The organism is Actinomadura coerulea (assembly GCF_014208105.1).
GTDB lineage: Bacteria > Actinomycetota > Actinomycetes > Streptosporangiales > Streptosporangiaceae > Spirillospora > Spirillospora coerulea.
Genome location: NZ_JACHMQ010000001.1, coordinates 4152257 through 4179047, shown reverse-complemented (window position 1 = coordinate 4179047; position 26791 = coordinate 4152257). Strand labels below are relative to the sequence as shown.

Genomic DNA, 26791 nt, shown 5'->3' with positions numbered 1-26791 from the left:
ACCGGCGTCGAAGGTCACGGGCAGAGTGTTCGTCAGGGAGCGGATGCACTGCGTCAGGGGCAATTGTATGTGGTCCTTGAGGTGTACTGCCAGACTGACGGACCGAACTACTTCAGGATCGAGTTCCGTAGAGGCGAATAGCTGGAGGTGTCAATCTCGATTTGGCATCGGCAGAGAACGTCATCCGCTGCGGCGCCGTGAGGCCGCGAGAGTGCCGCCTTGCAGTGGTGACCCGGCCTGTTCAGCTCCTGCGAGCACCTGCACCACGACGGAGCGCATGCTCTGCGGGAAAGGGATTCCCTGATATAGGGGCGGAGGTTGCGGAACGGAGCGATGATAAACTCTCCCCGGCCTCGGTGAGTGAAAACCAATCACGGGAGAGAAGAATGCGTTGGCATCCTGTCTCCAAAATGATCAGAGGGGCCTCTCGTCCTCCGTACCTGCTTCAGCGTCAGGACAGGGAGAACGTAGAGGAGAACTTGAGGGGTCGAAGCTTTCAGGTAGAGCCTGTCGAGGCAGGTGAACTGCGTTCAGAGCGTGACGCTTCGCTGGCAGTTGCGCGGGCCCTGGACTATCCGGATTCCGTTGGAGGGTCTTGGGATGGCTTCTTCGACCTGCTGGTCACCGAATTCCAGTCTCGCCCTAGGCTGCTTGCTGTGAGCATGCTGGGTGCGGATGCGCTTGCGCGGCGTGATCTGAGGCTTTTTGTGGCCGTGTCGTGGCAACTTCTCAGTGCTACGGAGACTGTCGAATTCCACGGCGAAGGAAACTGGCAGCTCGAGTTCATTTATTGGGGCGATTGGGGCAGTTGCTGACGGTCACGGGCTGCAACGGCTGGCGCGCCCTGGGGCGGGCCGCCTGCCCCGATCGGCGCCGCATCACCGGGTTCGGCTACATCCACTCGGCCGTTGACCACCACACTCATCGAACGAGTGCTGACCGACAACGCCTGGGCCTTCCGCAGATCCACCCACTGGCGGCCTGCACGGGACGAGCTCGGCACGGCCGGCCGCCGCCTCGCCCCTACCGCCCCCAGGGACCACCCCGGGTGGCCACGAGTCGGAGGAGAAAGTTCACCGAACGCAACAAACGTTAATGCGAAACCCCTTCCCGAAAGTGGTTCGGACCCCACAGTATGTCCAAGATCGACTACTGGCGGGGCTGAGAGCGGGCGCCGGAGGGGGTTGCGGATGAGCGAGCAGGACGGTCGCGCATGGCTGGAGGACGTTCTCACCGCGAAGCGGGAGCGGGGCCGACCGGCGTTGATCGGCTATCTGCCGATCGGCCATCCCAGCGTGCCGGCCTCGATCGAGGCCATGGTCGCCATGGTCGAGGCCGGTGTCGACATCGTCGAGATCGGCCTCCCCCACCATGATCCGGTCATGGACGGACCTGTGATCAGGCAGGCCACCGAGAACGCGCTGCGGGGCGGGACGCGGATCGCCGACCTGTTCACCGCCGTGACGGCCCTCGCCTCGGCGGGGGTCCCCGCCGTCTGCATGACGTACTGGGACCCCGTGGAGCGGTACGGGGCCGAGCGGTTCGCGCGCGACCTCGCCGGCGCGGGAGGCTGCGGGGTGATCGTCCCGGATCTGCCCGGCGGCAGGGCGCCGGAATGGACGGCGAGCACCGACGTGCACGGGCTCGCCCGGATCCTCGTCGTCCCCCCGGACGCTTCCGACGAGCAGATCTCCCGTATCGCCTCGGCCTGCACCGGCTTCGTCTACGCGGCGGGCCGTCTCGGTCTCACCGGCTCCGGCGAGGTGGACATCGCCCAAGCGAAGAATCTCGTCGACCGCGTGCGCCGGGTCACGACCAACCCCGTCTGCGTTGGCTTCGGCATCTCCACCCCGGCCCACGCCGCCGGAGTCGCGAGCTCCGCCGACGGCGTCATCGTGGGCACCGCCCTCGTCAAGTGCCTCGCCGCCCCGTCCCTCGACGCCGGGCTCACCCGCCTGACCGCCCTGATCGAGTCCCTGGCCTCCTCCCTTCGCGCCCCGGCCCGCGCCCCCCGGGCCACTGCCTGCGTCCCGCCGCCCGTGATGGCGGTTGGCGCGCCTTCAGCCGGCCTGAAGCCACAGACACCCTCGCCAGCACCGGCGGACTCACCGAGAGCGCCTGACCGAACAGCGGATCCACGATCAAGGAGAAGCCGGCTGGCCGGCACTGCCGTGGACGAGCCGTGGAGCAGCCGGGTCTCGGATGGTGACGCGTCCACCACACCGACTGCGGCATGCTCAACTTCACCGACGACGGCTTCAAGGCCGCCGTCCAGGACGAGGTCGGTCTGAAGCCGGACTGGTCGGCCGAGGCTTTCACCGACCTGGACCAGGACGTCCAGCAGTCCATCGGCAAGATCAAGGCCGACCGTTCATCCCGCACACCGCCGCGGTGCGCGGATTCGTGTACGAGGTCGAGACGGGCCGGCTGCGCGAGGTCAAGCCCCGCTGACCCACGCGCCGCCGCGGCAGCCGCAGCCGAACCGCACCACCGCGCGTCGGCGCCCTCGCGTACCAGCCCGACGCCGGCCTACAGGTCCGGCCCGACCTCCAGGCTCCGTGCGTCCGTTCCTTCGCCGAACCACCGTGCGGTGGACCATGCGCCGCTCTGGAACGTCGAGTCGAAACGGGGCGAGCGCTGCTGCGGTTCCGGGCCAATGGCTTTGGCCGTGGGTGGTGAACAGGACCCGTGTGGCCGCTCCGGCGTGGGTGGTGAGAACGGGGCGCCCGTCTAATCGGTTCCGTGAAAGTCGAATTTCGGAATGGCCGGAGTAGGAACCTCCTTACCCCTGCCTTGGGCGCGCCCGATGCGCGACACTTTCTTGTGCACGGAGTGCGAATTGCCCCGGCAAGGGACGACGATTGGAGAACCGATGCCGCATATCGCCCTGGGGAACGACGCGTCCGGAATCATCTCGCTGTTCGCCTACCGGCCCGAGACCGCCCGCCCGATGAGCGAGCTGGCCGAGGTGCTGCTGCGCGGCCCGAGCTCGCTGAGCCGCGGCGAGCGGGAACTGATCGCCTCCTACGTCTCGGCCCTCAACGAGTGCGAGTTCTGCACCACCTCGCACGCGGCGTTCGCCGCCGCCCAGCTCCCCGAGGGCATCGCGCTGGTCGACCAGGTGCGGGCCGACCTCGAGAGCGCGCCCGTGCCGGCGAAGCTGAAGGCCCTGCTGAGGGTGGCCGGCGCGGTCCAGCGGAGCGGGCGCGACGTGCGGCCCGAGGACGTGGCCGCCGCCCGCGCCGAGGGCGCGACCGACGTCGAGGTGCACGACACGGTGCTGATCGCCGCCGCGTTCTGCATGTTCAACCGGTACGTGGACGGCCTCGGCACGACCCTGCCCGACGACCCCGCGGAATACGCGGCGTCCGCCGACGCCATCGTCAATGGCGGGTACCTGGCCATACTCGGCCGCCGGGAGGCGAACGCCGAGACGTGAAGTCGGCAATTGCGCCGGTGAGTGCCTGGGGTGGCCGCCCGCGCCGTCCACTCATTTGCATTTGCGCGAGCGTGCCAGATTGCGGCGGGTCAGTTGCCGTTTTCCGGCTCGGCCTACGCGCGGGTGCGGAAGCGCGCTCGCGCGTAGTCCATGACTTCCCCCTGTGCCGCTCCGCGGGTCACCTGTTGGGTTTGCTTGGACGCCGTTTGCGGAGGACTGCCCAGGTGATCGCGGCACCGGTCGCGATCGCGGTGGTGGCGAGGATCCGAGGGAGCAGCGTTCTCTTCAGGGCCTGCCGCTGCCGTCGTTTGAACGTGGCCGCGTCGTTCTCCCGGGGGAACGGCTCGTCGGGGACCGGTAGGCCGAGGAAGGCGCACAACGGCGCCCATCCGTCCTTGACCTCGAACACCAGCAGCCGGTCTTCGGGCACGTACGCCTTCACCTCGGCGACATGCCGCTCGAATCTCTCGGCCATCTCCGCACGCTCGCCGAACGCCCCGCCGATCTCACGTTCCCACGTCGTCCGCTGGACACGGTCGAGGACCTCCGCTTCGGGATCGGGGCGGCGCGGGCCTCGCCAGCTCAGCATCCGCACCAGGAGCGGCGGTGTGGCGAGCACGGCGGACATGGTCTGCGCGGCGCTGTCGTACCAGCGTTGCGGATCGCGGACGGTGAGCACCACCTTGGCGTCCGGGAACGCGTCGACGATGTCGCGCCAGAACGCGGTGCCCGGCGAGCCGACGGAGCAGCCGTAGCCCGCGAACACCTTCCCCCAGTCCACCGTCTGCCCGTCCATCGCGGCGGCCCAGTCGGCGGCCCGCCCCGGCTCCGCGTTGAGGACCCGCATGTTGTAGCAGGGGCCGTACCCGAGCCGGTCGAGTGCCAGCGCGAGTGAAGTCGTACCCGTTCGGAGGAAACCGACGCCGATGACCTGCACGCGAACTCTCCTCAGGACGAAGTGGATGACGTTTGGGTCGGTCAGGTCGTAAGGCGGGCGACGAGAGTGCCCGGGTCTTCTCCGTTGGCGACGGGATGGAGGGCGGTTCCGGCCGTCGGGGTCAGCCCGACCGCCGTCAGGTCGGCGACGACGGCGTCCGGCCGGTGCAGGTAGTGGGCGCGTTCCACCACTTCGGTCGCCACCAGATCGCCCTGGTAATACGTGCGGTAGACGAACCGCAGGTGCGCCTGGTCGTCGCCGTCCGGCCGCGCCTCGCACGACATCTCGTACCGGCAGTCGCCGAGGGTCGCCTCGTCGGTGACGTGCTCGGGCCAGTCCGGTACGGGTTCCGACAGCACCATGTCCATCGCCACCTCGCCGTCCGCGGCCAGATGTTCGGCGATCGCCTCGAAGAGCGCGGGCCGTTCGGGGTGCGGCACGTGCTCCAGCACACCCGCCAGGTACACGAAGTCGAAGCGGCGGGCCAGGTCGAAGTGGGGCGCCGCACGGTCGAGCACGGTGACGCGGGAGCGCAGGTGCGGGCGTTCGGCGAGCTTGGCCAGCAGCACCGCCCGCATGGTGGCGGACCGCTCCAGGCACAGCACGGTGGCGGCTCGCTCGGCCACGGCCAGCGTGATCCGCCCGGTACCCGCGCCGATCTCCAGCGCGTCTCCGCCCCGGGGCGCGCGGTCGGCGAAGAACCGGGGGTCGGGGAGGGCGCCCTCTCCGCGGGAGGCGCGGAAGAGATCGTAGTAACCGGGCTGGAAGGCGTACGGGTCGGTGCCGAGCGGAGCGACCCGGGCGGGGGAGGACATGCGAGTCACCTGCCTGTCTGGTCGGAACGGGGGCGCGTCGTCGGATGATCGTGCGGGGTCGGCGTCCTCCGGCCGCCATGGGTGAACTGCGCCGGGCGCGTCCACTCGCGGAGAGCGCGGCCGGCGCGTTCCCTGATCCGCACCCGACCGGTGGACTCGATGGCGAGGGTGCGTTCCTCGCTCCAGCCGGTGAGGCGGAACTCGCCCAGCCCGAGATGCACCAGGCCGAAGGCGGGTTCGCCGTCGATGGCGAGGACGAGCCGGTCCTCGTGCACGAGGACGGCGGCGTCGCTGTCGGGCCTGGCCTCGACCTGCTCCTCCGACCACTGCGCGAAGTCGCCTGGGAGCCGGAACCGGCAGCACAGCCGGTCGCGATCGGACGCGGTGAGCGGCACCGGATCGCGGGCGAACATCACCTCGCTCAGCGGCAGCAGCTCCCGGAACTCGTCCGGCAGCAACCCGACGACCTCCCGGCTGACCAGGCAATCGAGCACCATGTGCACCCGGGAGCGGTCCCCGTTGTTCGCCACGTAGTGCCTTCGGCCGAAGTCGCCGAACCACAGCCGCCCCGCCGTCCAGTGCTCGGACACGCCGTCGATGACCACGACGGCGTCCGGGTTGGTGTCGATCGGCACATGCAGCCGCAGGAGCCCGCGTTCGAACCCGTACTTGTAGTCGCGGTGCTCGTGCACGGTCGCACCCGCGCCCAGGGCGATCAGCCGTACGCCCCGGACCGGCGCCGGTAGGGCGTCGATGACCTGTGCGAGGGCCGGGGCGTCGGCCAGCCAGGGGGTGTCGGCGAAGTCGGTCAGGCCCGCGCCGCCAGGGTCGGTCCGTACCGGATCGCCGCCGACGCTGCGCAGCGGCAGGATGCGCCAGTCCACGCCGGACTCTGTGGCGGCGCCGTCCTGGCTGTAGGCGCGCTGGGCGCGCCACCGCTGGTGCCGCAGCAGGTCGAGGTCGGCGCGCAGCGCATCGACGTCGAAGTCGAGCCGCATCGGCGACGACGGCGGGTAGGCGGCGGGCGGATCCGTCAGCGATTCGGGGGCCTGGTGGTACGTCGTCATGGTCGCTGCTCCTGGGCGCCGGCGGCGGGCAGGTCGGAGACGTCGAGGGCGAAGCGGCCCACGGCCCACGCGATGGCGGGCACGTTCTCGCCGAGAGCCCGGCGGTCGAGGTTGCCGATCGTGTCGCATGGCTGGTGGTAGCAGGGGTCGTACAGCTGCCCGGCCGTCCCGCCGAACCGCGCCGCCTGCGCGGCGGTCTTGACCCCGAGGACGCCGCCGTTCAGGCCGCCGACCGGGATGCCCGCGGCCACGAACGGCTCGTGGTCGGAGCCGACGGCCCGCAGGTCGTGGCTTTCGTAGGGGAGCCCGGCGTGGTCGAAGTAGTCCTTGAAGACCTTCTCCACGACCTGCGAGCCCGCCGGGCCCGGCGGGGTGCCCGGCGGCTGGTCGCTCGCGTCCCCGTCGAGGACGAACCGCACCCCGTTCGGCGCGGCGATCAGTTCGAAGTTGAGGTAGAGCGCGATCTTGGCGCGTTCGGCCGGCGGCAGGTTGCGCACGTAGTAGTTGGAGCCGACGTCGATGAGCTCCTCGGCCCCCCAGAGCGCGAATCGTACTTTGTGGCGCACCTTGTCCTGATGGGGAGCCAGCCGCAGCGCGGTCGCCATCAGCGCGGCGGCCGCGGCGGCGTTGTCGTTGATGCCGGGCGCCTCGGTCACGCTGTCCAGATGGGCACCGGCCATGACGGTGCGGTCGTCGCCGCCGCGGGTCTCGGCGAACAGGTTGGTGGTGGCTCCCGCGACCCCGTGCCCGCGCAGGTCGAGACGCAGCCGCACCTGGTGCTGCGCGGTCTCCCGGGCGAGCTGTTCGGCCTGCGCCTGCGTGACGCTGGCCACCGGGATGGTGAACGCCTGCGGGTCGAACGCGTGCAGCCGGTAGATGTTGTTCGGACTCGGCGTGGCCAGGTAGATCAGCATCGCCCGCGCGCCGAGCCCGGCGGCGACGCGTTGCTGTGCCGTGTAGCCGCAGGATCCGCGCCGTACGAGCACGATGGATCCGGCCACGGGCAGCCCGTCGTAGTCGGCGGCGGAGCATCCTGCCGCGTCGCCCGCCGCGGCCCGGGGCACGACGAGGTGGGCGTCGAGACCGCCGGGCGGGGTGACGGGTGAAAAGCGCATGACCAGCGCGCGCACCTGCCGGGCCGCGGGCGCGGTCACCGTCGCGCTCTCCGCGTCGACCCGATAGTCGGTGTACGGCACCTGCTGCCGGTGAACGCGGTAGCCGGCGGCGGTGAGCACCTTGGCGGCGTAGCGCGCGGAGGCCTCGAACCCCGGCGTGCCGGCGGCGCGCACCCCGCCGTTCCGTACGGCGATCCGGTCAAGGACACGCAGGTGCCGCCACGCGTCGCCGCCGCGGGTGGACCCCGCCAGCAGCCGCGCCAGCCACAGCTCCCCGGATTCACCGTCCGGACGACCTGCCGCGAGGTGGGCGGACGCCGGGGCTGCGGCGGCGTGGGAAACGGCGGACGGTGGAGCGGTCGAAAGGATGGTGGCGGTCATGGTGACGAGGCCGGTCACCAAGGCGGTTTTCGTGCGCACAAACACCCTCATCAGCGCTCCAGAGGAAATCGTGTGATGGCGAGAAACAGAAACCATGTTGATATGTGCAGAGTTTCTGAGACCGGCCGCGCGGTGAATTATGAATGCCCGGCATACCGTGGCAGGTTGGAAGCGCGCCCCGCTATGCCGGGCACCCGCCTATGTCACTCAGTGGAGGTAACGCATGTGTGCCACCCCCTTTCTGTAAAGACGGATTGAGGTCGGTCAGCTGAGGTGGACTCTGAGTCGAGCCACGCCCCGCAGCGTGAGGTTCCGGTGGTAGACGGGCTCGTCGGCGAGGCGGATGCCCGGGAACTCGGTCGCGAGCAGGCCGAGGACGACCTGTGCCTGGAGGACCGCCAGCGACTGCCCGAGGCACGAGTGGGCGCCCCGGCCGAACCCCAGATGCGGGTTGGGGTAGCGGGCGAAGTCCAGCTCGTCGGGCTCGGCGAACTTGGCTGGATCCCGGTTCGCGGCGGCCAGCATCAGCGTCACCGCTTCGCCGGGCGCGATGACATGGCCGCCGACGCGCGTCTTCCGCACACACGCCCGCCCGTCGGCCTGCACCGGCGTCACGTACCGGACCATCTCCTCCACTGCGAGCGACAGGTCGGCCCGGGTGAAACGTGCGAAAGTGTCCGGTGCGGTCAGCAGGACGACCAGAGCGTTGCTGAGCAGCCGCCCCGCCGACTCGAACCCGGCGTGCAGGACGGCCCGCAGCGTGTTCAGCAGCACCGGGCGCGCGACGCCCGAGCCGGGCGCCTTGGCCGCCACATGCGCCACCAGCCCGTCCGCCGGCGGGTCGTCCAGCCACCGGCCGGTGTATTCGGCCAGTTCGGCGCGGGCCTGCACGGCGGGCCCGGCGGTCTCCGGCCAGATCCCGGCGTCCATGCCGTTCACGATCGTCTGCGACACGGGCAGGAACCACGCGGCGTCGATGGGCGGCACCCCGAGCACCGCGGTGATGGTGTCCAGCGCGAGTGGCGCGGTGAGGTCGGACACGCAGTCGAACTCCCCGACCGCGCGCAGCCGCTCGGCCCGGGCGCGGACCTGCGCGGCGATGCGCTCGCGCAGCACGCCCAGGTCGAGACCGCGGACCGCGTCGACCATGAAGTGCCGGATGGCCGTGTGCTCGGGCGGGTCGAGTGACTGGATGCTCAGCAGCGGCTCCGGTACGGCCTCGCCGATCCGGCGCCAGTCCGAGGCGAACGATTCCGTGTCGCGCAGCACCGCGGCGCAGTCGTCGTACCTCGTCACCACCCAGGAGTCGAGGAAGGCGCTGCGGTAGACGGGCGCGCTCTCGCGCAGGCGGCCGAAGAGGGAGTAGGGATCCAGCAGCGCCGCGGGCTCCGCGAGCCCCGCGGCCGGGTCCGCGGCCGGCGCCTCCGACATATCGACCTCCTCGCACGGACGGCTACCGGCGAGCGGCCTCAAGCCCGTTCGTCGCATCCCGTACGGGTTGCGGGAGGACGACGGCGCTGTCGCTCAGGTGCCCGATTGATCGTCCGACACATGATCTTTACCGATGGTAAATGGACATGGCGGAATTGCCGAGCGCCGGATCCGGCCACCGGACTTCCATATCCCCGCGCGCCCCGATATGGCATGGTCTTGTAGTTCCGCCTCACCGCCGAGGAGGTCGCCCGTGAGGGTTCTGCTGACCAATCGCGGTTTCCGGCTCCTGATCACCGGCCAGTCCTTGTCGACCCTGGGCGACCGCGCACTCATCATCGCCTTCGGCATCTGGGTCAAGGAGTTGACCGGCAGCAATGCCGCGGCGGGCGGCGCGTTCTTCTTCGTCGCCCTGCCGTTCCTGTTCGCCCCGTTCGCCGGGGTGCTCATCGACAGGTTCCCGCGGCGCCAGATCTTCATCGTGACCAACCTGGTGATGGCGTGCGTCATGCTGCTCAGCCTGCTGGTACGCGGCGAGGGCCAGGTCTGGCTGCTGTACGCGATCATCCTCTGCTACGGCATCGCGGGTGTGATCATCACCGCCACCCAGGCCGCCCTCGTCACGGCGATCGTGGACGAGGACGCGCTCCCCGACGCCAACGGCCTGCTGCAGACCTCCGCCGACGGAGTGAAGCTGCTGGCCCCCCTCTTCGGCGCGGCGTTGTTCACAGCGGCGGGCGGCCACGTGGTGGCTCTGCTGGACGCGGCGACGTTCCTGGCGGCCGCCGTATGCGTATGGCTCATCCGGGCGCCCGGCGACCAGCGTCACGTCACCGGTGCACTGGAGCTGCGCGAAGAGGTGCTGTCGGGCCTGCGCCACATCTACCGTTCCCCGCCACTGCGCACGCTGGTGGGCGCACTGGGCCTGGCCATGCTGGTGACGGGCTTCTCCCAGACCCTCATCTTCTCCATCGTCGACGACGGGCTTCACCGCGCTCCCGCGTTCGTCGGCGTGCTGAGCAGTGTGCAGGGCGCGGGCGCGGTCTGCGCCGGCCTGGCGGCGGGCGCCGCCATCCGCCGGGTAGGCGACCTGCGCACGGTGATGCTGGGCATCGCCCTGGTCACGATCGCGTCCCTGGTCTATCTGGCGCCCGCCATCCCCCCGGTGGCGGTGGGGGCGTTCCTTTTCGGCTTCGGCATGTGCTGGACGACCGTCGGCCTGGTCATGGCGGTGCAGCGACGCACCCCCGACGCCCTGCGCGGCCGAGCACTCACCGCGGCGATGGGCGTCGTCAGCACTCCGCAGACCGTCTCCATCGCCCTCGGCGCAGCGCTGTCCCTGGTCGTCGACTACCGGGTCCTGCTGGTCCTCATGGCCGCGGTCACCGCCGTGTGCGCCCTCTGGCTGGTAAGCGTCCCGCCCGAACCCAGGCCGCAGACCCCTCCGCGCAAGGATCTCGACCCGGGCCCACCAGACCCCGAGCCTTCGGATCGCTCGCCGGACACGAAGACCGTGTCCTGATCGGTGACGAGTCGTCGGACAGCCGTGGCGAGCCTTGAGGAACGGCGGGTGCCGGACGAGTTGTGGGAGTCGTTCCAACGATGCCGTCTCGGGCCACCCAGGCCCGCCGCGTTCCACGACATACGAGCAAACAACAAGCGAACATCAAGACGATGTCGGACGGCCTCTCGTAGGCCACTGCCATCGACGAGGTTGAGGGCTTGCCTGCGGCGAACTTGTAGCTGTCGGGACCGCCATGCCAGAAGGGGCACGCCCCCAGATGGGCCCGCCCGCTGAGCAAGGCGAATCCTTCAGATCCATCTCAGCGCCAACGGCCGTCCGCAGGTTCCTCCACCCCCGAGACGCCGGAGTCCCAAAGGGACTCCGGCGAGTCTAACGGCGGCGGTTCGCTCACGGCCTGCCACCGGTGACGCGCTCAGGGCGCCTCTTGCAGGAGGACCAGCCTCATGGGCTTCCACTCCCAGGCCCCGTCCTCGAACTCCGGTTTCAGCTCCACCATCGCCGCCGGGTCGTAGTCGCCCGGGAGGTCGGGCCGGTCCGTATTCGGGCTGGCCGACATCGCGGGCTCTGGTAGTTGGAGAACGGCTTCAAGTCCGCCAGCACACCTCCGCCCATCATCGGTCTGCACAAGACTGACCGACTCGATCACGGCGCGCCGGACGGGGTCAACGATCGTCTGTGAGATGGCGGCGCGCTCATCGGAGACATGGGCTAAGCCGGGCCGCCCGGCTCCGCCGGCGGGTGGTCGTAGGCGGTGGTCAGGGGCGTCGTGTCATGGGCTGGCTGGTGCGTGGAGGGCCGCTGGATGGGCGGTGGCCCCCAGGGCACGGTAGGTGTGAGGGGTGTGGGGTCTACCGTGCCCCGGGGGCTCCGCCCACGCCGGCCTGGAGCCTTTGGGGGCCGGCGCGGGGGAGGGTGAGGTGGTCAGCGCCAGGATTGGGCGGTGGTGTCGGGGCCGAACTGGGAGCGGGCCTCGTTCGGCTCGACCTGGGTGATGAAGTTGGACAGGTCGCAGCGGGCGAAGGCGTACAGCAGCCGGGTCTCGCGGGTGAGGTTGACCGCCGACTTGGCGGGGTTGATGTTGCCGCAGGTGTCGGTGCCCGAGGGGCGTGGGCGGACGAAGATCTGGCCCTGGAAGTCCTGCTGGGGCCAGAAGCACATGCCTTCGCGGACCTGGAGCTGGTCCAGTGCCTTGCGGCAGGCGGTCACGGCGGGCTGGGTGCGCGGCAGGATGGTGACGGTGATGGGCCGGGTCTGGTCGCCCAGGCTGATGGAGCCTTCGAAGGTCCCGCCCTGCTGGGGGGCGTCGTCGGTGGCCTGCAGGGTCACCTCGATGTCGTCGGTGAAGGACCAGTTCACGGTGAAGTTGCCCGTGGCGGACCTGCCGTCGTCAGCGATCGTGGTCGGGCACTGGTGGCCTTGGGTGCAGTGCAGGTCCAGCGCCGTGATGCGGGTGTAGGGGGGCGCGGTGACGCTCACCTGCATGGGCGAGTAGTTCTTCTGGTCCGCCGGCCAGGAGAAGGTCTTGGGCGGGCCGCCGACCTCCAGCGTCAGGTCCGCGTCCTGGAGGCGGACGGCCTGCGGCTGGGTCACAGCCGCGCCGGCGGCGGGGTCGGTGGTGGCGTTGGCGGTGGCGGGCAGGCAGGTCAGCCCCAGCGCGGCTGATGCCAGTGCCGCGATGAGGCCGGGGAGCTTTCTGCCGGACATGGTGCTCCTTTGCAGGGCGCCAAGGGCGCCTGGTTTGGCGGGAGAAGAAGACGGCCGAGACAGGTGGCGGCCTGAGAGGCCACCACGGCGTCGTAACCGGGATCGGGTTGAGTCCGGAGGCGAACCGGGGCCGCCGTGGGTGAGCGGCGAAGCGCTGTGGCGAGGCTCGGGCCGCCGACGGGTCAAGTGCCCTGCCGCTCCAGCAGCCAGGAGTAGCTGCTGGTGTCACTGACGGCCAGCAGGCGTACCCGGTGGTTGTCGCTGTTGAGGTGGGCCGGGACTAGGGCTCGGCCTGCGTTGCCCACCGGCTTGATCAGATAGCCGTCGGGGGTGTCCTCGGAGGCGACCAGGAACCACTGCTGCCCTGCTGTGGGGGAGGCGCTGCAGTTCTGGATGATGATGTCGGCGTGGTCGCCCCGGGGGACGCCGACGTTCGGCTGCAGGCACTGGCCCGGCGCGCCGATGTTCTCGATCTTGTAGGCGGGTCGTTTGACGCCCCTGCTGGTGTCCTGGCGCTCGGTGACCTTGGTGATCTTCCAGTGCTGCATGCTGGGCTTGCTCGGCCAGTCCCGAATTGTGTCGACGAAGTTTCCGGAGTCCGGACCACCGTTGAACGGGATCAGGGCGCCGTTGGTGACGCTGTTGCGGATGATGTAGGTGCCTCGCGCGACGGACTGCTCCACCGGCGGGTTGGCGGGGTTGGGGTTGGCGGGGTCCGGGTCGGTGGGATTGGTGTCATCGACCGGCGGATTGGCCGGCGCTGCGGGGGCCGGCGGGTTGGGGGCGGCTGCCGCCATGGCCGGCGCTGCCGCGGCGGCCAGCAGCGCGCCGGGCAGCAGGGCCGCCACGGCCAGGCGGGCGGCCAGACGTGAGGCCGGGCGGGCGGCGGGCTTGGTGAGACTGGACTTCATCGCTTCTCTCCTTCGAGGTCGTAGCTGCTGGACGCTGCGGGGGATGCCGGAGGCAGGTCAGCGCCAGGACCGGGCGTTGGTGTCGGGACCGAACTGGGAGCGGGCCTCGTTCGGTTCGACCTGGGCGATGAAGTTGGCCGGGTTGCAGCCGTAGAAGGCGTACAGCAGCCGGGTCTCGCGGGTGAGGTTGACCGCCGACTTCACGGGGTCGATGCTGCCGCAGCTGTCGGTGCCCGACGGGCGGGGGTAGACCGACATGTCGCCGGCGAAGTTCTGGCCGCTCCAGAAGCAGACGCCTTCGCGGACCTGCAGGTCGTCCAGCGCTCTGCGGCACACGGTCACGGCCGCTTCATTGGTGGGAGGGTTCGCCGGCGCCGGGGCCGCCGCCGGACCGTCCGGAGGCGGCACGGGCTCGGCGGCGGCCATGGCAGGCGCGAAGGCCACGCCGGCGGCGGTCGCCAGACTCACCGCGCTGAGAGAGGTGAGCGCGACCTTGGCCAACAGGGGGGTTCTCACGGGGGATCTTCCTCCTTCGCTTGGAGGGGACGGCCCGTTGGGAGCAGTGCCGGGGGGCGAGAGCCGCGCCCCGGCACTCCGCCGTTCCCTCACTTATCGAGGCTCCTTCAATTTAGTAACACGATGTAGGTGGGCAACTACTCTAAGTAGTAGAAATGATGTGAACCGAGCGGCTATATCGACCTTTCTGATCGGCTCGATGCCCGTGTGGGGCCGACCTTTCGGCGCGGGACGGCCAGGCCGCGGGCGCCGAGAGCGGGCGTCGTAGTTCTTGGGTTCAAGGGGTCAGTGCATCACCGAAAATGATCTTGATCGTTTCGGAGGTGCGAGTGCGGGACTACGGGTTCTTGACGGCTCGGCAGGAGGAGCTGTGGAGGCTGGCGTAGTGGTGAGTCGCTGGGCTGTACCGCCGGGGGCATGGGAGCGCAGCTGCAGCATGTGCGGCGGTCTAGGACTCTCGGCCTTTGCGGGTGCTGGACTGGGTGCTCGGCCACCGGTCATGCTTTGTGGGTGTTCCGACGTAGATTGCGAGCGCGGCAGGACCGACGCGTGGCGGCGCGCATGGACGAGTTCTACCGCTAGCTTGCGTGGCGGGAGAGGGCGTCTCCCCAAGACGTCGCCCTCAAAGACGAGGCCGGCAACCGCCTGCGCCGGGGGTGTTCCAGCGGCCGCTGGGCGGCTGTGGCCGGAGCGGCAGTAGATGGGCGATCGCGGCGACGTGCGAGGGGTGCGGCGACAGGTCCGCGACATCCGAGCGAACATCGAGCGAACACGAGGGCGAAGCGGGACATTATTTGGGATCTTGGCAATGGTAAGACCGCAGGTCAGACCATGGCGCGCCCGGCAGGATTCGAACCCGCGACCGTCGGATTAGAAGTCCGATGCTCTGTCCAGCTGAGCTACGGGCGCTCGGCGCCCGGCGGGACGCCGGGACACAGTGTAAGGGTGCACGTCGTCCGGCTCCACATCTATAACGGTCTTACCGCTGGGGCGAGGGTCCTATCTTGGGGTGCTGTGGCGGTGAACATTGAGGTGCCGCTCTCCGGTGGGGCCGTGTCGGAGGGTGTGGTGCGGGTCGGGGAGACGGTGCGGCGGCCGCTTCGGGCGCACAGTCCGGCGGTCCATGGGCTGCTGCGGCATCTGGAGGACGTGGGGTTCGAGGCGCCGCGGGTGCTGGGGGTCGATGAGCTGGGGCGAGAGGTGCTCAGCTGGGTGCCGGGGGAGGTGCCGCAGCGGCCGTTGGCGGCGTCCGTCGTCTCGGAGGACGTGCTGCGGGGCGTGGCGCGGCTGCTGAGGCGGTACCACGACGCGGTCGCGTCGTACGAGGCGCCGGCGGGGGCGCCGTGGGACGCGGAGACGTCCAACGTGGACGGGGCCCCCGAGGTCATCGGGCACTGCGATGTGACGCCGGAGAACGTGGTCTTCCGGGGCGGGCGGCCGGTCGCTCTGATCGACTTCGATCTGGCGCGGCCCACCACGCGGGTGTTCGACGTGGTCACGGCGCTGAGGCACTGGGGGCCGATCGAGGATCCGGCCGATCGGGACGCCGGGCTCTACGGGGTGGACGTGGGGCGCAGGCTGCGGATCTTCTGCGATGCCTACGGGCTGGACCGGGAGCGGCGGCGGGAGGTGCTGCCGGCGGCGCGGGTGCGGTTCGAGCGGTCCTATCGGGCGATGCGGGAGAGGGCTGAACGCGGTGGGGGATGGGCGCGGATCTGGCAGGGGGGCGCTGGGCCCCGGATACGGCGGGCTCAGGACTGGCTGGAGTGGCACTGGGATGAACTCGATGCGCGTCTCTGGTGAGGGGCTGGTCCTCGGGGTCGCGCTGGACGCTCTTTTCGGGGATCCGAAGCGGTGGCATCCCGTGGCCGGGTTCGGTCGGGTGGCATCCGGGGTGGAGCGCTGGGTGTATGGGGATTCCCGCTGGCGGGGTGTTGCCTATGTCGGGGCTCTGGTGGGGGGCGCCGGGGTCGTGGGGGTTGCGCTTGAGCGGGTGAGCCGGCGGCCCGTGGTGCATTGTCTTGTCACTGCCGGGGTTACCTGGGCCGTGCTCGGCGGGACGTCCTTGGGGCGTGAAGGGCTCTACATGGCGCGGGTGCTGGAGCGGGGCGACGTGGGGGCGGCCAGGGAGCGGCTTTCCCATCTGTGTGCGCGCGATCCGCGGGGGCTGGACGCTCGTGATCTGAGCCGTGCGGTGGTGGAGTCGGTGGCCGAGAACACGTCGGACGCGTCCATCGCGCCTTTGGTGTGGGGGGCGGTCGCGGGCATTCCGGGGCTGCTCATGTACCGGGCCGTGAACACGCTTGACGCGATGGTCGGTTACCGGAGTCCGAGGTACGAGCGGTTCGGGTGGGCGGCGGCGCGGTTGGACGATGTCGCGAACTGGGTTCCGGCGAGGGTCACCGGCGGATTGGTCGCGCTGTGTTCGGGGCGGGAGGCCTGGCGGGTTCTGCGAAGGGACGGGGCGAGGCATCCGAGCCCCAACGCGGGACGGTGCGAGGCCGCTTTCGCCGGGGCGCTCGGGGTGCGGCTCGGCGGTGCCAACGCCTACGGCGGACGGGTCGAGCGGCGGCCCGAGATGGGGGACGGGCGGGCGCCCGAGGTCAGGGACATCCGGAGGGCCGTCCGGCTTTCGGCGGCGGTGACGTTCGCGGCGGCGGTCGTGGTGTGGAGCGTGCGGTGAGCGGGCTGCTGGTCGCGGGGACCACCTCGGACGCGGGCAAGAGCGTCGTCACGGCTGGGCTGTGCCGGTGGCTGGCCCGGCAGGGGGTGAAGGTCGCGCCGTTCAAGGCCCAGAACATGTCGCTGAACTCGATGGTGACGAGCGACGGGGCGGAGATCGGGCGGGCGCAGTACATGCAGGCGCAGGCCGCGGGTGTGGAGCCCGCGGCGCTGATGAACCCGGTGCTGCTCAAGCCGGGAAGCGACCGCAGAAGCCAGGTCGTGGTGCTGGGGAGGCCCGTCGCGGAGGTCGACGCGCTCCAGTACGGGGCGCACAAGGAACGGCTCATGGGCGTCGTGCTGGAGAGCCTTGAGGAACTGCGGGCCAAGTACGACGTGGTGGTGTGCGAGGGCGCCGGGAGTCCCGCCGAGATCAATCTTCGGGGCGGCGACATCGTGAACATGGGGCTGGCCAGGGCGGCGAACCTGCCGGTGGTGGTGGTCGGTGACATCGACCGGGGCGGTGTCTTCGCGTCGCTCTACGGCACGGTCGCCCTGCTGGAGCCGGCGGACCAGGCGCTGATCGCCGGATTCGTCATCAACAAGTTCCGTGGGGCGCAGGAGATCCTCGCGCCGGGGCTGGAGCAGCTGGCGATGCTCACGGGGCGGCCGACGCTGGGAGTGCTGCCCTGGAAACTCGGCCTCTATCTCGATTCCGAAGACACCCTGGCATTGGACGCGCCGAGGCCCGACGCGAAAGGGGCCTACGGGAGGGAGACGCTGCGCATCGCGGTCGTCCGGTTCCCGCGCATCTCCAATTTCACGGACATGGACGCCCTGGCGTGCGAACCCGGCGTCGTGGTCCGGTACGCGGCGAGCGCCGGTGACCTGGCCGAGGCCGATCTGGTGGTGCTTCCGGGCACCCGGGCCACGGTCGCCGATCTGGCGTGGCTCCGCCAGCGGGGAATGGCCGAGGAGATCAGGAGAAGGGCCGAAGAGGGACGGCCGGTGCTCGGTATCTGCGGCGGTTACCAGATGCTCGCCGAGGAGATCGTGGACGACGTCGAGTCGAAGGAGGGCCGGGCGAAGGGGCTCGGCCTCCTTCCCGCGCGAGTCGAATTCAAGAAGGAGAAGACCCTCGGACGGCCCACGGGAAGCGCCTATGGGGAGACCGTCAACGCCTACGAGATCCATCACGGCATCGTGAGCGCGGAGGGGGAGCCGTTCCTCGACGGGTGCCGGGAAGGCGCCGTGTGGGGGACGACCTGGCATGGCGCGATGGAGAACGACGGCTTCCGCAGGGCGTTCCTCGCGGACGTCGCCCGGACGGCGGAAAGGGAGTTCGTCCCGGCCCCGGACGTGTCCTTCGGGGCGCTGAGGGAGGCGACCCTGGACGCGCTCGGCGACCTCGTCGAGGAGCACATGGACACCGGGGCCCTGTGGCGGATCATCGAGCGCGGCGCGCCGGGGGGTCTGCCCGTCGTCCCGCCCGGCGGAGCCCCGGCCCCGCCCTCCGCGGCGGTAGGGTGATCCACTCGTGAACACAGGCGCACGCAGGCACAGCACCAGGAGGAACGCCCCGTGACCGACCCGCGGTCCAAGCTGATCGTCCCGCTGATGAAGGCGCGGGTGCCGGCCGAGGTCCAGCTGGAGTTCCCGCTCCCGGCGGACGAGGAGCCGATCCGCGACCCGTTCGCCGCCGACCTGTACGTCACCTACGCGCTGGAGGTCGCCGACGAGGGGGCCCCGTCCGGGCGCCGCTACGAGCACGTGGCGCGCCGGCACTGCGCCGACCTCGGGGTGGCGCAGGGCGAGCTGCGCCGCCACGCGGTGATCAACCTGCGCGACCTGCGTCCCGAGCTGAGCCTCAGCTGGTACCCCGACGCGCGCGCCGTGACGGTGTCGCTGGGCGCGTCCGCGCGCGGCGGGGGCCTGGAGTCTGGCCTGCTGCTGGACGAGGGGTTCCTGGAGAAGCTGGCGCAGGACGTGGACGGCGACCTCGTCGTCGCGGCGCCCGCGCGGGACGTGTTCGTCGCGTCCGGCACCGGCCACCCGGACGGCGTCGACAAGCTCCGCTGGGCGGTCGCGCAGGTGTGGGCCGAGGACCGCGGGGACGACGGCGCCGAACCGGCGTGGGACGTTCCCGCCGGGAGCCTTCTCACCCACAACCTCCTGGTCCGCCGCGGCGACGCCTGGGACATCCTCACGACCTGACCGGCCGGAAAACGGGTGGGCCGCCATGACCGGAATGCGTAGTCTCCGGGGCATGGTGTCGACTCATCAGCTTCTGGCGTTCTCCGCGATGGCGCTGGCGATCATCTTGATCCCGGGGCCGTCCGTCCTGTTCGTCGTCGGCCGCGCGCTGGCGCACGGCCGGCGCACCGCGCTCGCGGGGGTGGTGGGCGGGGTGCTCGCCGCGCTGGTGCTGACCGCGGCGGTCGCGGTGGGCGTCGGATCGATCGTGGAACGCTCCGTCGTCGTCTTCACCGCGCTGAAGATCGTGGGCGCGGTCTACATCGTCTACCTCGGGGTGCAGGCCATCCGGCACCGCCGTTCGCTCCAGGAGGCGATCGCCGGGAGCGGGGCGGAGCGCGGCGGGGGCCGGGCCCTGCTGCAGGGCTTCCTCGTCGGCATCACCAATCCGAAGACGACCGTGTTCTTCGCGGCCGTCCTGCCGCAGTTCGTGGCGCGCGAGAACGGCCACGTCGAGCTCCAGATGATGGTGTTCGGCGCGATCTTCGCGGTGATCGCGCTGTGCTGCGACAGCGTGTGGGGGATCGCGGCGGGGGCGGCCCGCGAGTGGTTCGCCCGCTCGCCGCGCCGCCTCGCGGCGATCGGCGGCACCGGCGGGCTGATGATGATCGGTCTCGGCGTCACCGTCGCCGCGACGGGCCGCAAGGACTGAGCTAGCCCCCCGTCCCGCGCGCCGGCGCCACGGGGGCGGCGACCGGCGGCCGCCTGCCGAAGCGGCGGCGCAGCGGGTAGGCGAGCGCGACGACGGCGAGGCTGGCGAGGGAGGCGGCCAGCTGGGAGCGCTGCCCGTCCATGAACGCCATCGAGACCAGCACGGCGATGAGGGCGGCGATGACCAGCCAGGTCAGGTACGGGAACAGCCACATCCGGTAGGTGAGGCTCGCCGGGTCCTCGCGCCGCAGCCGGGACCGCAGCCGCAGCTGCGAGAACAGGATCGCCAGGTAGACGAAGGCCAGCACGACCCCGATCGAGTTCATCAGGAACTTGAAGACCTGGTCGGGGGAGACGTAGGACGCGATGACCGCCGCCCACGCCGCGACCGTCCCGAGCAGGATCGCCCGGACGGGGACGCCGCGCCGGTTCAGGCGCACCAGCGCGGCGGGGGCGTCGCCGTCGCGGGTCAGCACGTACAGCATCCGGGACGAGACGTAGATCGCCGAGTTCAGCACCGACAGGACGGCGGTGAGGATGACCGCCTGCATGAGGGTGCCGGCGGCGGGCACGTCCAGCCGGTCCAGGGCGCTGACGAACGGGCTGGTGAGGATCTTCGCGTCGTTCCACGGCAGGATCGACACGACGAGCAGGATCGACAGGACGTAGAACAGCGCGACGCGCCACAGCACATTGCTCGTGGCCCTGGCGACGGCCCGGCCCGGCTCCTCGCTCTCCGCGGCGGCGATGGTGACGATCTCCGTCCCGCCGAACGCGAACATCACCGCGACGATGGCGGTGAAGACCGATCCGGCGCCGTTCGGGACGAACCCGCCGTGCCCGGTGAGGACGGCGAGCCCGCCGGGCGAGCCGGGCCAGAGGCCGGTGACGTACAGGACGCCGAGGACGACGAACACCAGGATCGCGGCGACCTTGATCGAGGCGAACCAGAACTCGAACTCGCCGAACGACCGGACGGAGACGAGGTTCACCGCCGTCATCGTCACCAGCAGCGCGGCGGCCAGCGTCCACTGCGGAAGGCCGGTCCAGCCGGCGAGGATGCCGGCGCCCGCGGTCGCCTCGGCGCCGACGAGGATCACGTAGAGGTACCAGTACAGCCAGCCGATCGTGAAGCCCGCGAAGGGGCCGAGCGCCATCCGCGCGTACTCGGCCAGGGATCCGGCGACCGGGCGCGCCACGACCATCTCGCCGAGCGCCCGCAGCACGCACAGCACCAGCAGCCCGGCCGCCGCGTACGACAGGACGGCGGCGGGCCCGGCGGTGCCGATCACGGCGCCGCTGCCGACGAACAGCCCGGCGCCGATCGCGCCCCCGATCGCCAGCATCGTCATGTGGCGGCGGCGCAGTCCGGTGCGCAGTCCGGTGCCCCCACTGCTCTCAGACATCACGACAACAGTAGGTGACCTGGGCGGACGCGTCCGAAGGGGATCAGACCTCGCAGAGCGCGAAGTCGTCGAAGACCGCCTGCGGCCATCCGCTCGCGCCCTCGTCGCGGACCACGAGCAGGCCGCTGTTACCGGGGGCGCTGCTCGGCGGCGTGGCGGCGGACGAGGCGACCGGCTTGCCGTTGACCCACATCGCCAGGTCGATGTTGCCGTCCTCGCGCTTGACGCAGGCGGCCTGGAGGCGGTTCCTCTCGCGCAGCCTGGGTGCGATGCCGGTCGTCACGGTCTGCGCCTGCCAGGTGGCCAGCTTGGCGATGCGCGCGCGCCCGTCCGAGCCGAGGAGGAACGCGTAGCCGGTGCTTCCCAGGCAGTACACCCCCGCCTCGCCGTAGGCGTCCTTCGGCGTGACCTCGGCCTCGATGAGCTGGGAGTCGGGGATCCTGCTCACGGGTGCGTCGACGGTCGTGCGCCCGGCCTTCGGCAGGACGCGGACCTCGTACTTCCGGTCGCGGTAGGACGCGTCGACGACCGGGGCGGCGGAGGTCTTCCAGCCGGAGTCGGCGTCGCTGAAGTTGTCGTCGAAGACCTTGTCCTTGACCTCCGGCGGTTCGTCGCCGAGGACGGCGGCCCCGGCGGGCCCCGAGGCGTCCGGGGCGTCGTCGCCGCCCGGGATGTTGAGGGCACCGATCACGGCGGAGACGGCGAGGACCGCCCCGGTCGCGGCGATGAGCAGGCCGCGGTGCGGGGCCGGCTTCCGCGCCGGGGCCGCCGGTGCCGGCGCGCCGATCGGACGCGTCGCCGGAACGGAGTCGACATTCGTCAGAGGCGCAGGAGCGGGGATGGGGGCGGGCGTCGGCTCGGGCTCCGGTTCCGGTTCGGGCGGCGCGACGGGGGGCGGAGTCGCGGGCGGCGTGTCCCCGCCGGTCAGCGCCTGGATCAGCCGCCTCACGGTCGGACGGTCGGCGGGCTCCTTGGCCAGCGACCGGGCCACCAGGTCGCGGACGGCCGGGTCGAGGCCCTCCAGGTCGGGGTCGGCGGACGTCACCCGGCTGATGACCTCCGGGAGCGTCCCGCCGCCGAACGGGGCGCGGCCGGTGCCCGCGTAGGCGACGACGCAACCCCAGGAGAACACGTCGGCGGCCGGCGTGACCTCCCGCCCGTGCATCAGCTCGGGCGCGATGTAGGCGGGCGTCCCGACGAACTGGCCGGTCCTGGTCGGGCCCTCGGTGGCGTCCAGCGCCCGGGCGATGCCGAAGTCGATCACGCGCGGCCCGGTCGGGGACAGCAGCACGTTGGACGGCTTGAGGTCGCGGTGCACGATCCCGGCGCCGTGGATCGCGCCCAGCGCCGTCGCGATGTTGACCGCGAGCGCCTCCAGGTCGCCGCCGCGCAGCGGGCCGCCGGTCTTGACGGCCTCCTCGACGGACGGCCCGTTGACGTACTCGGTCACCACGAACAGCGGGTCGCCGTCGAGGCGGGCGTCCAGGACGGCGGCCGTGCAGAACCGGCTGACCTGCCGCGCGGCCGTCACCTCGCTGCGGAACCGCTCGTGGAAGGCCTCGTCGTCGGCCAGCTCCGCGTTGATGACCTTGACCGCGACCCGCCGCCCCGACTCGTCCTCGCCGAGGTAGACGGTGCCCATGCCGCCCCGGCCGAGGCGGGCGGTGAGCACGTACGGGCCGAGCAGCCGCGGGTCTCGGTCACGGAGGGGCGCCTGCATGGCTCGACTCCCGGGGTGGAGAGGGGCTGTGATTCAGTCTGTCGTACGGTCGTCCTCTTTGACGCCCGATCATGGGGCATCAGTTCACCGGACAACGGGAGGAAAAGTGGACGTTACGGCGGACGTGCTCGGCCCCGGGTACGAGGCGATCGAGCTGCCGATGGGCCGGGACGCCGAGGGCGAGGTCGTGGCGACGCTCGTGCGGCGCCGCGGCGGCGGCGACCCGTCCCGGCGGGCGGTGCTCTACCTGCACGGGTTCGTCGACTACTTCTTCCAGCGGCACCTCGCCGACTTCTACGTCGAGCTCGGCTTCGACTTCTACGCGCTCGACCTGCGCAAGTACGGACGCTCGCTGCGCCCGCACCAGACCCCCAACTACGTCGAGAGCCTGTCGGACTACTTCCCGGAGATCGACGAGGCGGTGCGGATCGTCCGGGACGTGGACGGGCACGACACGCTCCTGCTGAACGGCCACTCGACCGGCGGCCTGGTCGCCGCCCTGTGGGCCGACCGGGCCAAGGGGAAGGGCCTGGTCGACGGCGTGTTCCTCAACAGCCCGTTCCTGGACATCGCCGAGCCGCTGGTGATGCGCAAGCTCGGCGCGGGCCTGGCCCGGGCGCTGCGTCCCCGGTTCCCGAAGGCGAAGCTGCCCGCTGGCGTGTCCGACCTGTACCCGCGCAGCATCCACCGCGACCACGAGGGCGAGTGGGAGTTCGACCTCGCCTGGAAGCCGCTCGCCGGGTTCCCGGTGCGGGCCGCGTGGCTGGCGGCCGTGCGCCGGGGGCAGCTGCGCCTGCACCGCGGCCTGGACGTCGACGTCCCGGTGCTGGTCATGGCGTCGACGCGCAGCGTCCGCCCGACCCGCGGGGTGCTGGACGTGACGGGCGCCGACGCCGTCCTGGACGTCGAGCACATGGCGCGGTGGGCGCCGCGGATCGGGCGGCACGTCACGCTCGTGCGGATCGAGGGCGGCCTGCACGACCTGGTGCTGTCCGCCGAAGCGGCCCGCTCGCAGGTCTTCGCGGAGCTGACCCGGTGGACGAACGGCTACCTGCCGGACCGGCCGGCCCCGGCCTAGCCGAGGATCTTCGACAGGTCGAAGTCGTCGAAGTCGACGATGATCTGCTGCGCGGCGTTGCCGCCCCGCTCGACCTGGAGGCCGGCCTTGCCGTTGCCGAGCGGCTGGTCGGTGTCCGTCTTGTCGATGACCCGGTGGCCGTTCACCCAGAGCCGCAGCCGCACCTGCTTGCCGCCGTCGCCGCTTTCGCACGCGATCTGGAGCTTGTTGGACTCGCCCTCGGAGTAGCCGGGGACCGAGTCGGGGTTGTCGAGCTCCTTGGTGCCGCGATCCTTGGTGATCTTGCGGACCACCGCGCCCTTGCCGTCGTTGCGGACCAGGAACATGTAGTAGTTGTCGTCTGCCGAGCGGCAGTAGAGCCCGTACATGCCGTCGGGGGACCCCTGGGCCACCTTGGCGCCGACCGTGGCCAGCATCGGGTCGGGGGCGAACTCGTCCTTGGGCACCTCGCGCCCCATCGCGCCGAGGGTGCCGTAGGTCTGGATCCGGTAGGCGCCGTTGAGGTAGGTGTACTGCTCGCTGAAGCTGCCCCAGCCGGAGCCGTCGCTGGAGAACTCGTCGCTGAACGTCGTCGCCAGGTTCTCGGGCGGGCCGTCCGGGCGCAGCGCGAGGAACCCGACGACGGCGAGCAGGACGAGGGCGGCCGCGACGGCGCCCCCGATGACCAGCGGGCGCCGGGGCGGCCCGCCGCCCGGCCGGGGGGCGGCGGGCCGCGCGTCCTGGCGGGTGGCGCCGGGAGCCGCGGGCGGCGGGGGCGGCTGCTGGAAGGCGGCCGGCGCCGGGCGGGGCTGGACGGTCGGCTCGCCCGCCGGTCCGTGCCAGCCCGCCTGGACGGTCTCGGCGAGCCTCGCCGGGTCGGCCTTGCCGTTGCCGACGAGCCGTCCGAGCAGGTCCTGCACGGTGGGCCGCCGGTGCGGGTCCTTGTCGAGCGCGGCGGCGACGACGTCGCGCAGGCCGGCGTCGAGCCCGTCGAGCTTCGGCTCCTCGTGCACGACGCGGTAGAAGATCTCCGGAACCGTGGTGCCCCCGAACGGGGGGCGTCCCGTGCCGGCGTAGGCGACGACGCAGCCCCACGAGAACACGTCGGAGGCGGACGAGACCTGCTCGCCGCGCAGCAGCTCGGGCGGCAGGTAGTTGGGCGTCCCGACGAACTGGCCGGTGCGGGTGGGGCCGTCGGCGGCGTCGAGGGCGCGGGCGATGCCGAAGTCGATGACGCGGGGGCCGGTGGAGGACAGCAGGACGTTGGCGGGTTTGAGGTCGCGGTGCACGATCCCGGCGCCGTGGATGGCGGCGAGCGCGGTGGCGACGCCGACCGCGAGGCCCTCCAGGTCGGAGCCGGGCAGCGGGCCGCGCTCGGCGACGGCCCTCTCCAGGCTCGGGCCCTCGATGTACTCGGTGACGACGTACAGGGGGTCGGTGTCCAGTTCGGCGTCCATCACGGGCGCGGTGCAGAACCGGCGGACCTGCCGCGCGGCGGTCACTTCGCGCCGGAACCGCTCCCGGAACGTGCCCTCTCCGGCGAGCTCCCGGTTGATCATTTTTACGGCGACGCGGCGGCCGGCGCGGTCCTCGCCGAGGTAGACCGTCCCCATGCCGCCCCGGCCGAGCCGCCCGACCAGCGTGTAGGGGCCGAGCTCGGCGGGGTCGTCGGGGCGCAGGGTCTCCCCGTTCTCTCCTGCGTGCGTGGTCATCATGATCCTGAGGGGATTCGGGAGTCTTTGTCGTAGAACACTAGCGGTCCAGGGTAATTCGGACGCGCGGAGTCGCCAGTGCGTTCAGTGCGTCCGCGTGGAGTGCGCCCGCGTTCAGTGAGTACGGCGGGCGCGCGGAAGGGTGCGGAACGGCGGGAGCTTCTCGCCGGTGAGCCCGAACGCGTACGCCACGACCCGGCTGGACCAGCGCTGGCAGCCGACGGCCAGCGCGTACAGGGCGCGGGGGTAGCGGCCGGTGAACGGGATGACCAGCCAGCTGAGCGGCAAGACGACGACCAGGGCCGTGTACATGAGCAGCATCACGACCAGGTGGGGGACCACCAGCAGGCCCCTGAGCAGGGTGAGCCAGCGCCGGGGGCCGCGCCAGGCGGCCGGGAACGGCAGGTCGACGAGGACCGTCTCCTCGCCCGTGGCGGCCTCGCGCGCCGCCGGGGCCGCGGGCGCCGGGGCCTCCGGCGCCGGCCTCGGAGCCGGAACCCCGACGGCCGCGGGCCTCCCTGTGTCCGGGGCGGCGTCCGGGCCGGAGGCCGGCTCCGCGGCCGGATCCGGCCTCCGCCACGACGCCGAGATCGTCTCCACGGCCTGCGTGAGGTCGGCCTTCTCCTGCCCGACGAGCAGGGTGAGCAGCCGCCGCGCCGTCGGGCGGTCGCGCGGGTCCTTGCCGAGCGCGGCGGCGACGACGTCGCGCAGCCGCGGGTCGAGGCCGGCGAGGTCGGGCTCCTCGTGCTCGATGCGGCGGAACGTCTCGGCGACGGTGCCGCTCTGGAACGGGGGGCGCCCCGTCCCGGCGTAGGCGACGACGCAGCCCCACGCGAACACGTCCGACGCCTGCACGACCGGCTCTCCCCTCAGCACCTCGGGCGCGATGTAGGACGGGGTCCCGACGAACTGGCCGGTGCGGGTGGGGCCGTCGGCGGCGTCGAGGGCGCGGGCGATGCCGAAGTCGATGACGCGGGGGCCGGTGGAGGACAGCAGGACGTTGGCGGGTTTGAGGTCGCGGTGCACGATCCCGGCGCCGTGGATGGCGGCGAGCGCGGTGGCGACCCCTACCGCGAGGCCCTCCAGGTCGGAGCCGGGCAGGGGGCCCTTGTCCCCGACCGCCTTCTCCAGGCTCGGCCCGTCGATGTACTCGGTGACGATGTACGGCGGGTCCTGGTCGAGCTCGGCGTCGATCACGGGCGCGGTGCAGAAGCGGTGGACGCGCCGCGCCGCGGTCACCTCGCGGCGGAACCGGGCGAGGAACGCCGGCTCCCCGGCCAGCTCGCGGTTGACGACCTTGACCGCGACCCGCCGTCCGTCGGGCTCGGCGGCCAGGTAGACCGTCCCCATGCCGCCGCGGCCGAGCCGCCCGAGCAGGCGGTACGGGCCGAGGACGCGGGGTTCGTCGTGCTCCAGCGGTCCGGCGGCGTACGTCGTCATGGGGGGCGGCGCTCCTCGAAAGATCGTTCGTCCGGGGCCAGCCTAGGGGA

23 protein-coding genes and 1 tRNA gene are annotated in these 26791 nt (G+C 71.4%); 10 read left to right on the top strand and 14 right to left on the bottom strand.

Going from position 1 to position 26791, the window contains the following annotated elements; translation table 11 throughout:
* Positions 1-656: 656 nt before the first annotated feature.
* From BKA00_RS40990 to BKA00_RS19105, 3 genes are all read left to right on the top strand, one after another.
* The gene (locus BKA00_RS40990; protein ID WP_185026870.1) at positions 657-815 is read left to right on the top strand and encodes a hypothetical protein; all 159 of its coding nucleotides are present in this window, start codon (positions 657-659) and stop codon (positions 813-815) included.
* A gap of 375 nt (positions 816-1190) precedes the next feature.
* Entirely contained in the window at positions 1191-2291 is a 1101-nt protein-coding gene (trpA, locus tag BKA00_RS19110; RefSeq protein WP_185026868.1) for a tryptophan synthase subunit alpha, read from the top strand.
* Positions 2292-2872: 581 nt separating this feature from the next.
* Entirely contained in the window at positions 2873-3439 is a 567-nt protein-coding gene (locus BKA00_RS19105) for a carboxymuconolactone decarboxylase family protein (RefSeq protein ID WP_185026866.1), read from the top strand.
* Positions 3440-3617: 178 nt separating this feature from the next.
* Here the strand turns inward: BKA00_RS19105 and BKA00_RS19100 are convergent, their stop codons facing one another.
* From BKA00_RS19100 to BKA00_RS19080, 5 genes are all read right to left on the bottom strand, one after another.
* Entirely contained in the window at positions 3618-4376 is a 759-nt protein-coding gene (locus tag BKA00_RS19100; protein WP_185026864.1) for a sulfotransferase family protein, read from the bottom strand.
* A 41-nt stretch (positions 4377-4417) separates the two neighbouring features.
* Positions 4418-5191: a class I SAM-dependent methyltransferase gene (locus tag BKA00_RS19095; RefSeq protein ID WP_185026862.1), complete on the bottom strand. Its 774-nt coding sequence runs from the start codon at positions 5189-5191 to the stop codon at positions 4418-4420.
* 5 nt (positions 5192-5196) lie between these two features.
* Positions 5197-6258: an aspartyl/asparaginyl beta-hydroxylase domain-containing protein gene (locus BKA00_RS19090; RefSeq protein WP_185026860.1), complete on the bottom strand. Its 1062-nt coding sequence runs from the start codon at positions 6256-6258 to the stop codon at positions 5197-5199.
* Positions 6255-7793 carry a M28 family peptidase gene (locus tag BKA00_RS19085; protein ID WP_221493207.1) on the bottom strand — a complete coding sequence of 513 codons (1539 nt, stop codon included), beginning with the start codon at positions 7791-7793 and terminating at the stop codon, positions 6255-6257. The genes BKA00_RS19090 and BKA00_RS19085 overlap by 4 nt, the downstream gene beginning before the upstream one ends.
* 225 nt (positions 7794-8018) lie before the next feature.
* Positions 8019-9185, bottom strand: a complete 1167-nt coding sequence (locus tag BKA00_RS19080) for a cytochrome P450 (protein ID WP_185026858.1) — start codon at positions 9183-9185, stop codon at positions 8019-8021.
* A 253-nt stretch (positions 9186-9438) separates the two neighbouring features.
* On the opposite strand from BKA00_RS19080, the gene BKA00_RS19075 reads away from it, so the two are divergent.
* The gene (locus BKA00_RS19075) at positions 9439-10707 is read left to right on the top strand and encodes an MFS transporter (protein WP_185026856.1); all 1269 of its coding nucleotides are present in this window, start codon (positions 9439-9441) and stop codon (positions 10705-10707) included.
* A gap of 415 nt (positions 10708-11122) precedes the next feature.
* Here the strand turns inward: BKA00_RS19075 and BKA00_RS19070 are convergent, their stop codons facing one another.
* The 5 genes from BKA00_RS19070 to BKA00_RS19050 all read right to left on the bottom strand — a co-directional run bounded on the left by BKA00_RS19070 (position 11123) and on the right by BKA00_RS19050 (position 14750).
* On the bottom strand, positions 11123-11266 hold the full coding sequence (locus BKA00_RS19070) for a hypothetical protein (protein ID WP_185026854.1): 144 nt from the start codon (positions 11264-11266) through the stop codon (positions 11123-11125).
* A gap of 365 nt (positions 11267-11631) precedes the next feature.
* Positions 11632-12414: a hypothetical protein gene (locus BKA00_RS19065; protein WP_185026852.1), complete on the bottom strand. Its 783-nt coding sequence runs from the start codon at positions 12412-12414 to the stop codon at positions 11632-11634.
* Between the two features lie 182 nt (positions 12415-12596).
* Positions 12597-13325 carry an RICIN domain-containing protein gene (locus BKA00_RS19060; RefSeq protein ID WP_185026850.1) on the bottom strand — a complete coding sequence of 243 codons (729 nt, stop codon included), beginning with the start codon at positions 13323-13325 and terminating at the stop codon, positions 12597-12599.
* A 57-nt stretch (positions 13326-13382) separates the two neighbouring features.
* Entirely contained in the window at positions 13383-13841 is a 459-nt protein-coding gene (locus BKA00_RS19055; RefSeq protein ID WP_185026848.1) for a hypothetical protein, read from the bottom strand.
* A gap of 832 nt (positions 13842-14673) precedes the next feature.
* Positions 14674-14750, bottom strand: a tRNA-Arg gene (locus BKA00_RS19050).
* Positions 14751-14855: 105 nt separating this feature from the next.
* Between BKA00_RS19050 and BKA00_RS19045 the strand changes: the two genes are divergently transcribed.
* From BKA00_RS19045 to BKA00_RS19025, 5 genes are read left to right on the top strand one after another with little or no spacing between them, the layout of a single operon-like run.
* Entirely contained in the window at positions 14856-15644 is a 789-nt protein-coding gene (locus BKA00_RS19045; RefSeq protein WP_185026846.1) for a phosphotransferase, read from the top strand.
* Positions 15619-16524 carry a cobalamin biosynthesis protein gene (locus tag BKA00_RS19040; RefSeq protein WP_338072147.1) on the top strand — a complete coding sequence of 302 codons (906 nt, stop codon included), beginning with the start codon at positions 15619-15621 and terminating at the stop codon, positions 16522-16524. Before BKA00_RS19045 ends, BKA00_RS19040 begins: the two co-directional genes overlap by 26 nt.
* The gene (locus BKA00_RS19035; protein ID WP_185026844.1) at positions 16521-18032 is read left to right on the top strand and encodes a cobyric acid synthase; all 1512 of its coding nucleotides are present in this window, start codon (positions 16521-16523) and stop codon (positions 18030-18032) included. Before BKA00_RS19040 ends, BKA00_RS19035 begins: the two co-directional genes overlap by 4 nt.
* A gap of 51 nt (positions 18033-18083) precedes the next feature.
* Entirely contained in the window at positions 18084-18716 is a 633-nt protein-coding gene (locus tag BKA00_RS19030; RefSeq protein WP_230298555.1) for a DUF1444 domain-containing protein, read from the top strand.
* Positions 18717-18768: 52 nt separating this feature from the next.
* Positions 18769-19407, top strand: coding sequence for a LysE family translocator (locus BKA00_RS19025; RefSeq protein ID WP_185026842.1), 639 nt, complete (start codon positions 18769-18771; stop codon positions 19405-19407).
* A gap of 1 nt (position 19408) precedes the next feature.
* Here the strand turns inward: BKA00_RS19025 and BKA00_RS19020 are convergent, their stop codons facing one another.
* The gene (locus BKA00_RS19020) at positions 19409-20812 is read right to left on the bottom strand and encodes an amino acid permease (RefSeq protein WP_230298554.1); all 1404 of its coding nucleotides are present in this window, start codon (positions 20810-20812) and stop codon (positions 19409-19411) included.
* 43 nt (positions 20813-20855) lie between these two features.
* Positions 20856-22532: a serine/threonine-protein kinase gene (locus BKA00_RS19015; RefSeq protein WP_185026840.1), complete on the bottom strand. Its 1677-nt coding sequence runs from the start codon at positions 22530-22532 to the stop codon at positions 20856-20858.
* Positions 22533-22638: 106 nt separating this feature from the next.
* Here BKA00_RS19015 and BKA00_RS19010 point away from each other — a divergent pair, with 106 nt between their 5' ends.
* A complete protein-coding gene (locus tag BKA00_RS19010; protein WP_230298553.1) occupies positions 22639-23610 on the top strand; it encodes an alpha/beta hydrolase in 972 nt (323 codons plus the stop codon).
* Here BKA00_RS19010 and BKA00_RS19005 read toward each other — a convergent pair.
* Together BKA00_RS19005 and BKA00_RS19000 are read right to left on the bottom strand one after the other, a co-directional pair.
* Positions 23607-25304, bottom strand: a complete 1698-nt coding sequence (locus BKA00_RS19005) for a serine/threonine-protein kinase (RefSeq protein ID WP_221493206.1) — start codon at positions 25302-25304, stop codon at positions 23607-23609. The genes BKA00_RS19010 and BKA00_RS19005 overlap by 4 nt on opposite strands.
* A gap of 111 nt (positions 25305-25415) precedes the next feature.
* Positions 25416-26741 (bottom strand): DUF4389 domain-containing protein, encoded by a 1326-nt coding sequence (locus BKA00_RS19000; RefSeq protein WP_185026836.1) that lies wholly within the window; start codon positions 26739-26741, stop codon positions 25416-25418.
* Positions 26742-26791: the final 50 nt, after the last annotated feature.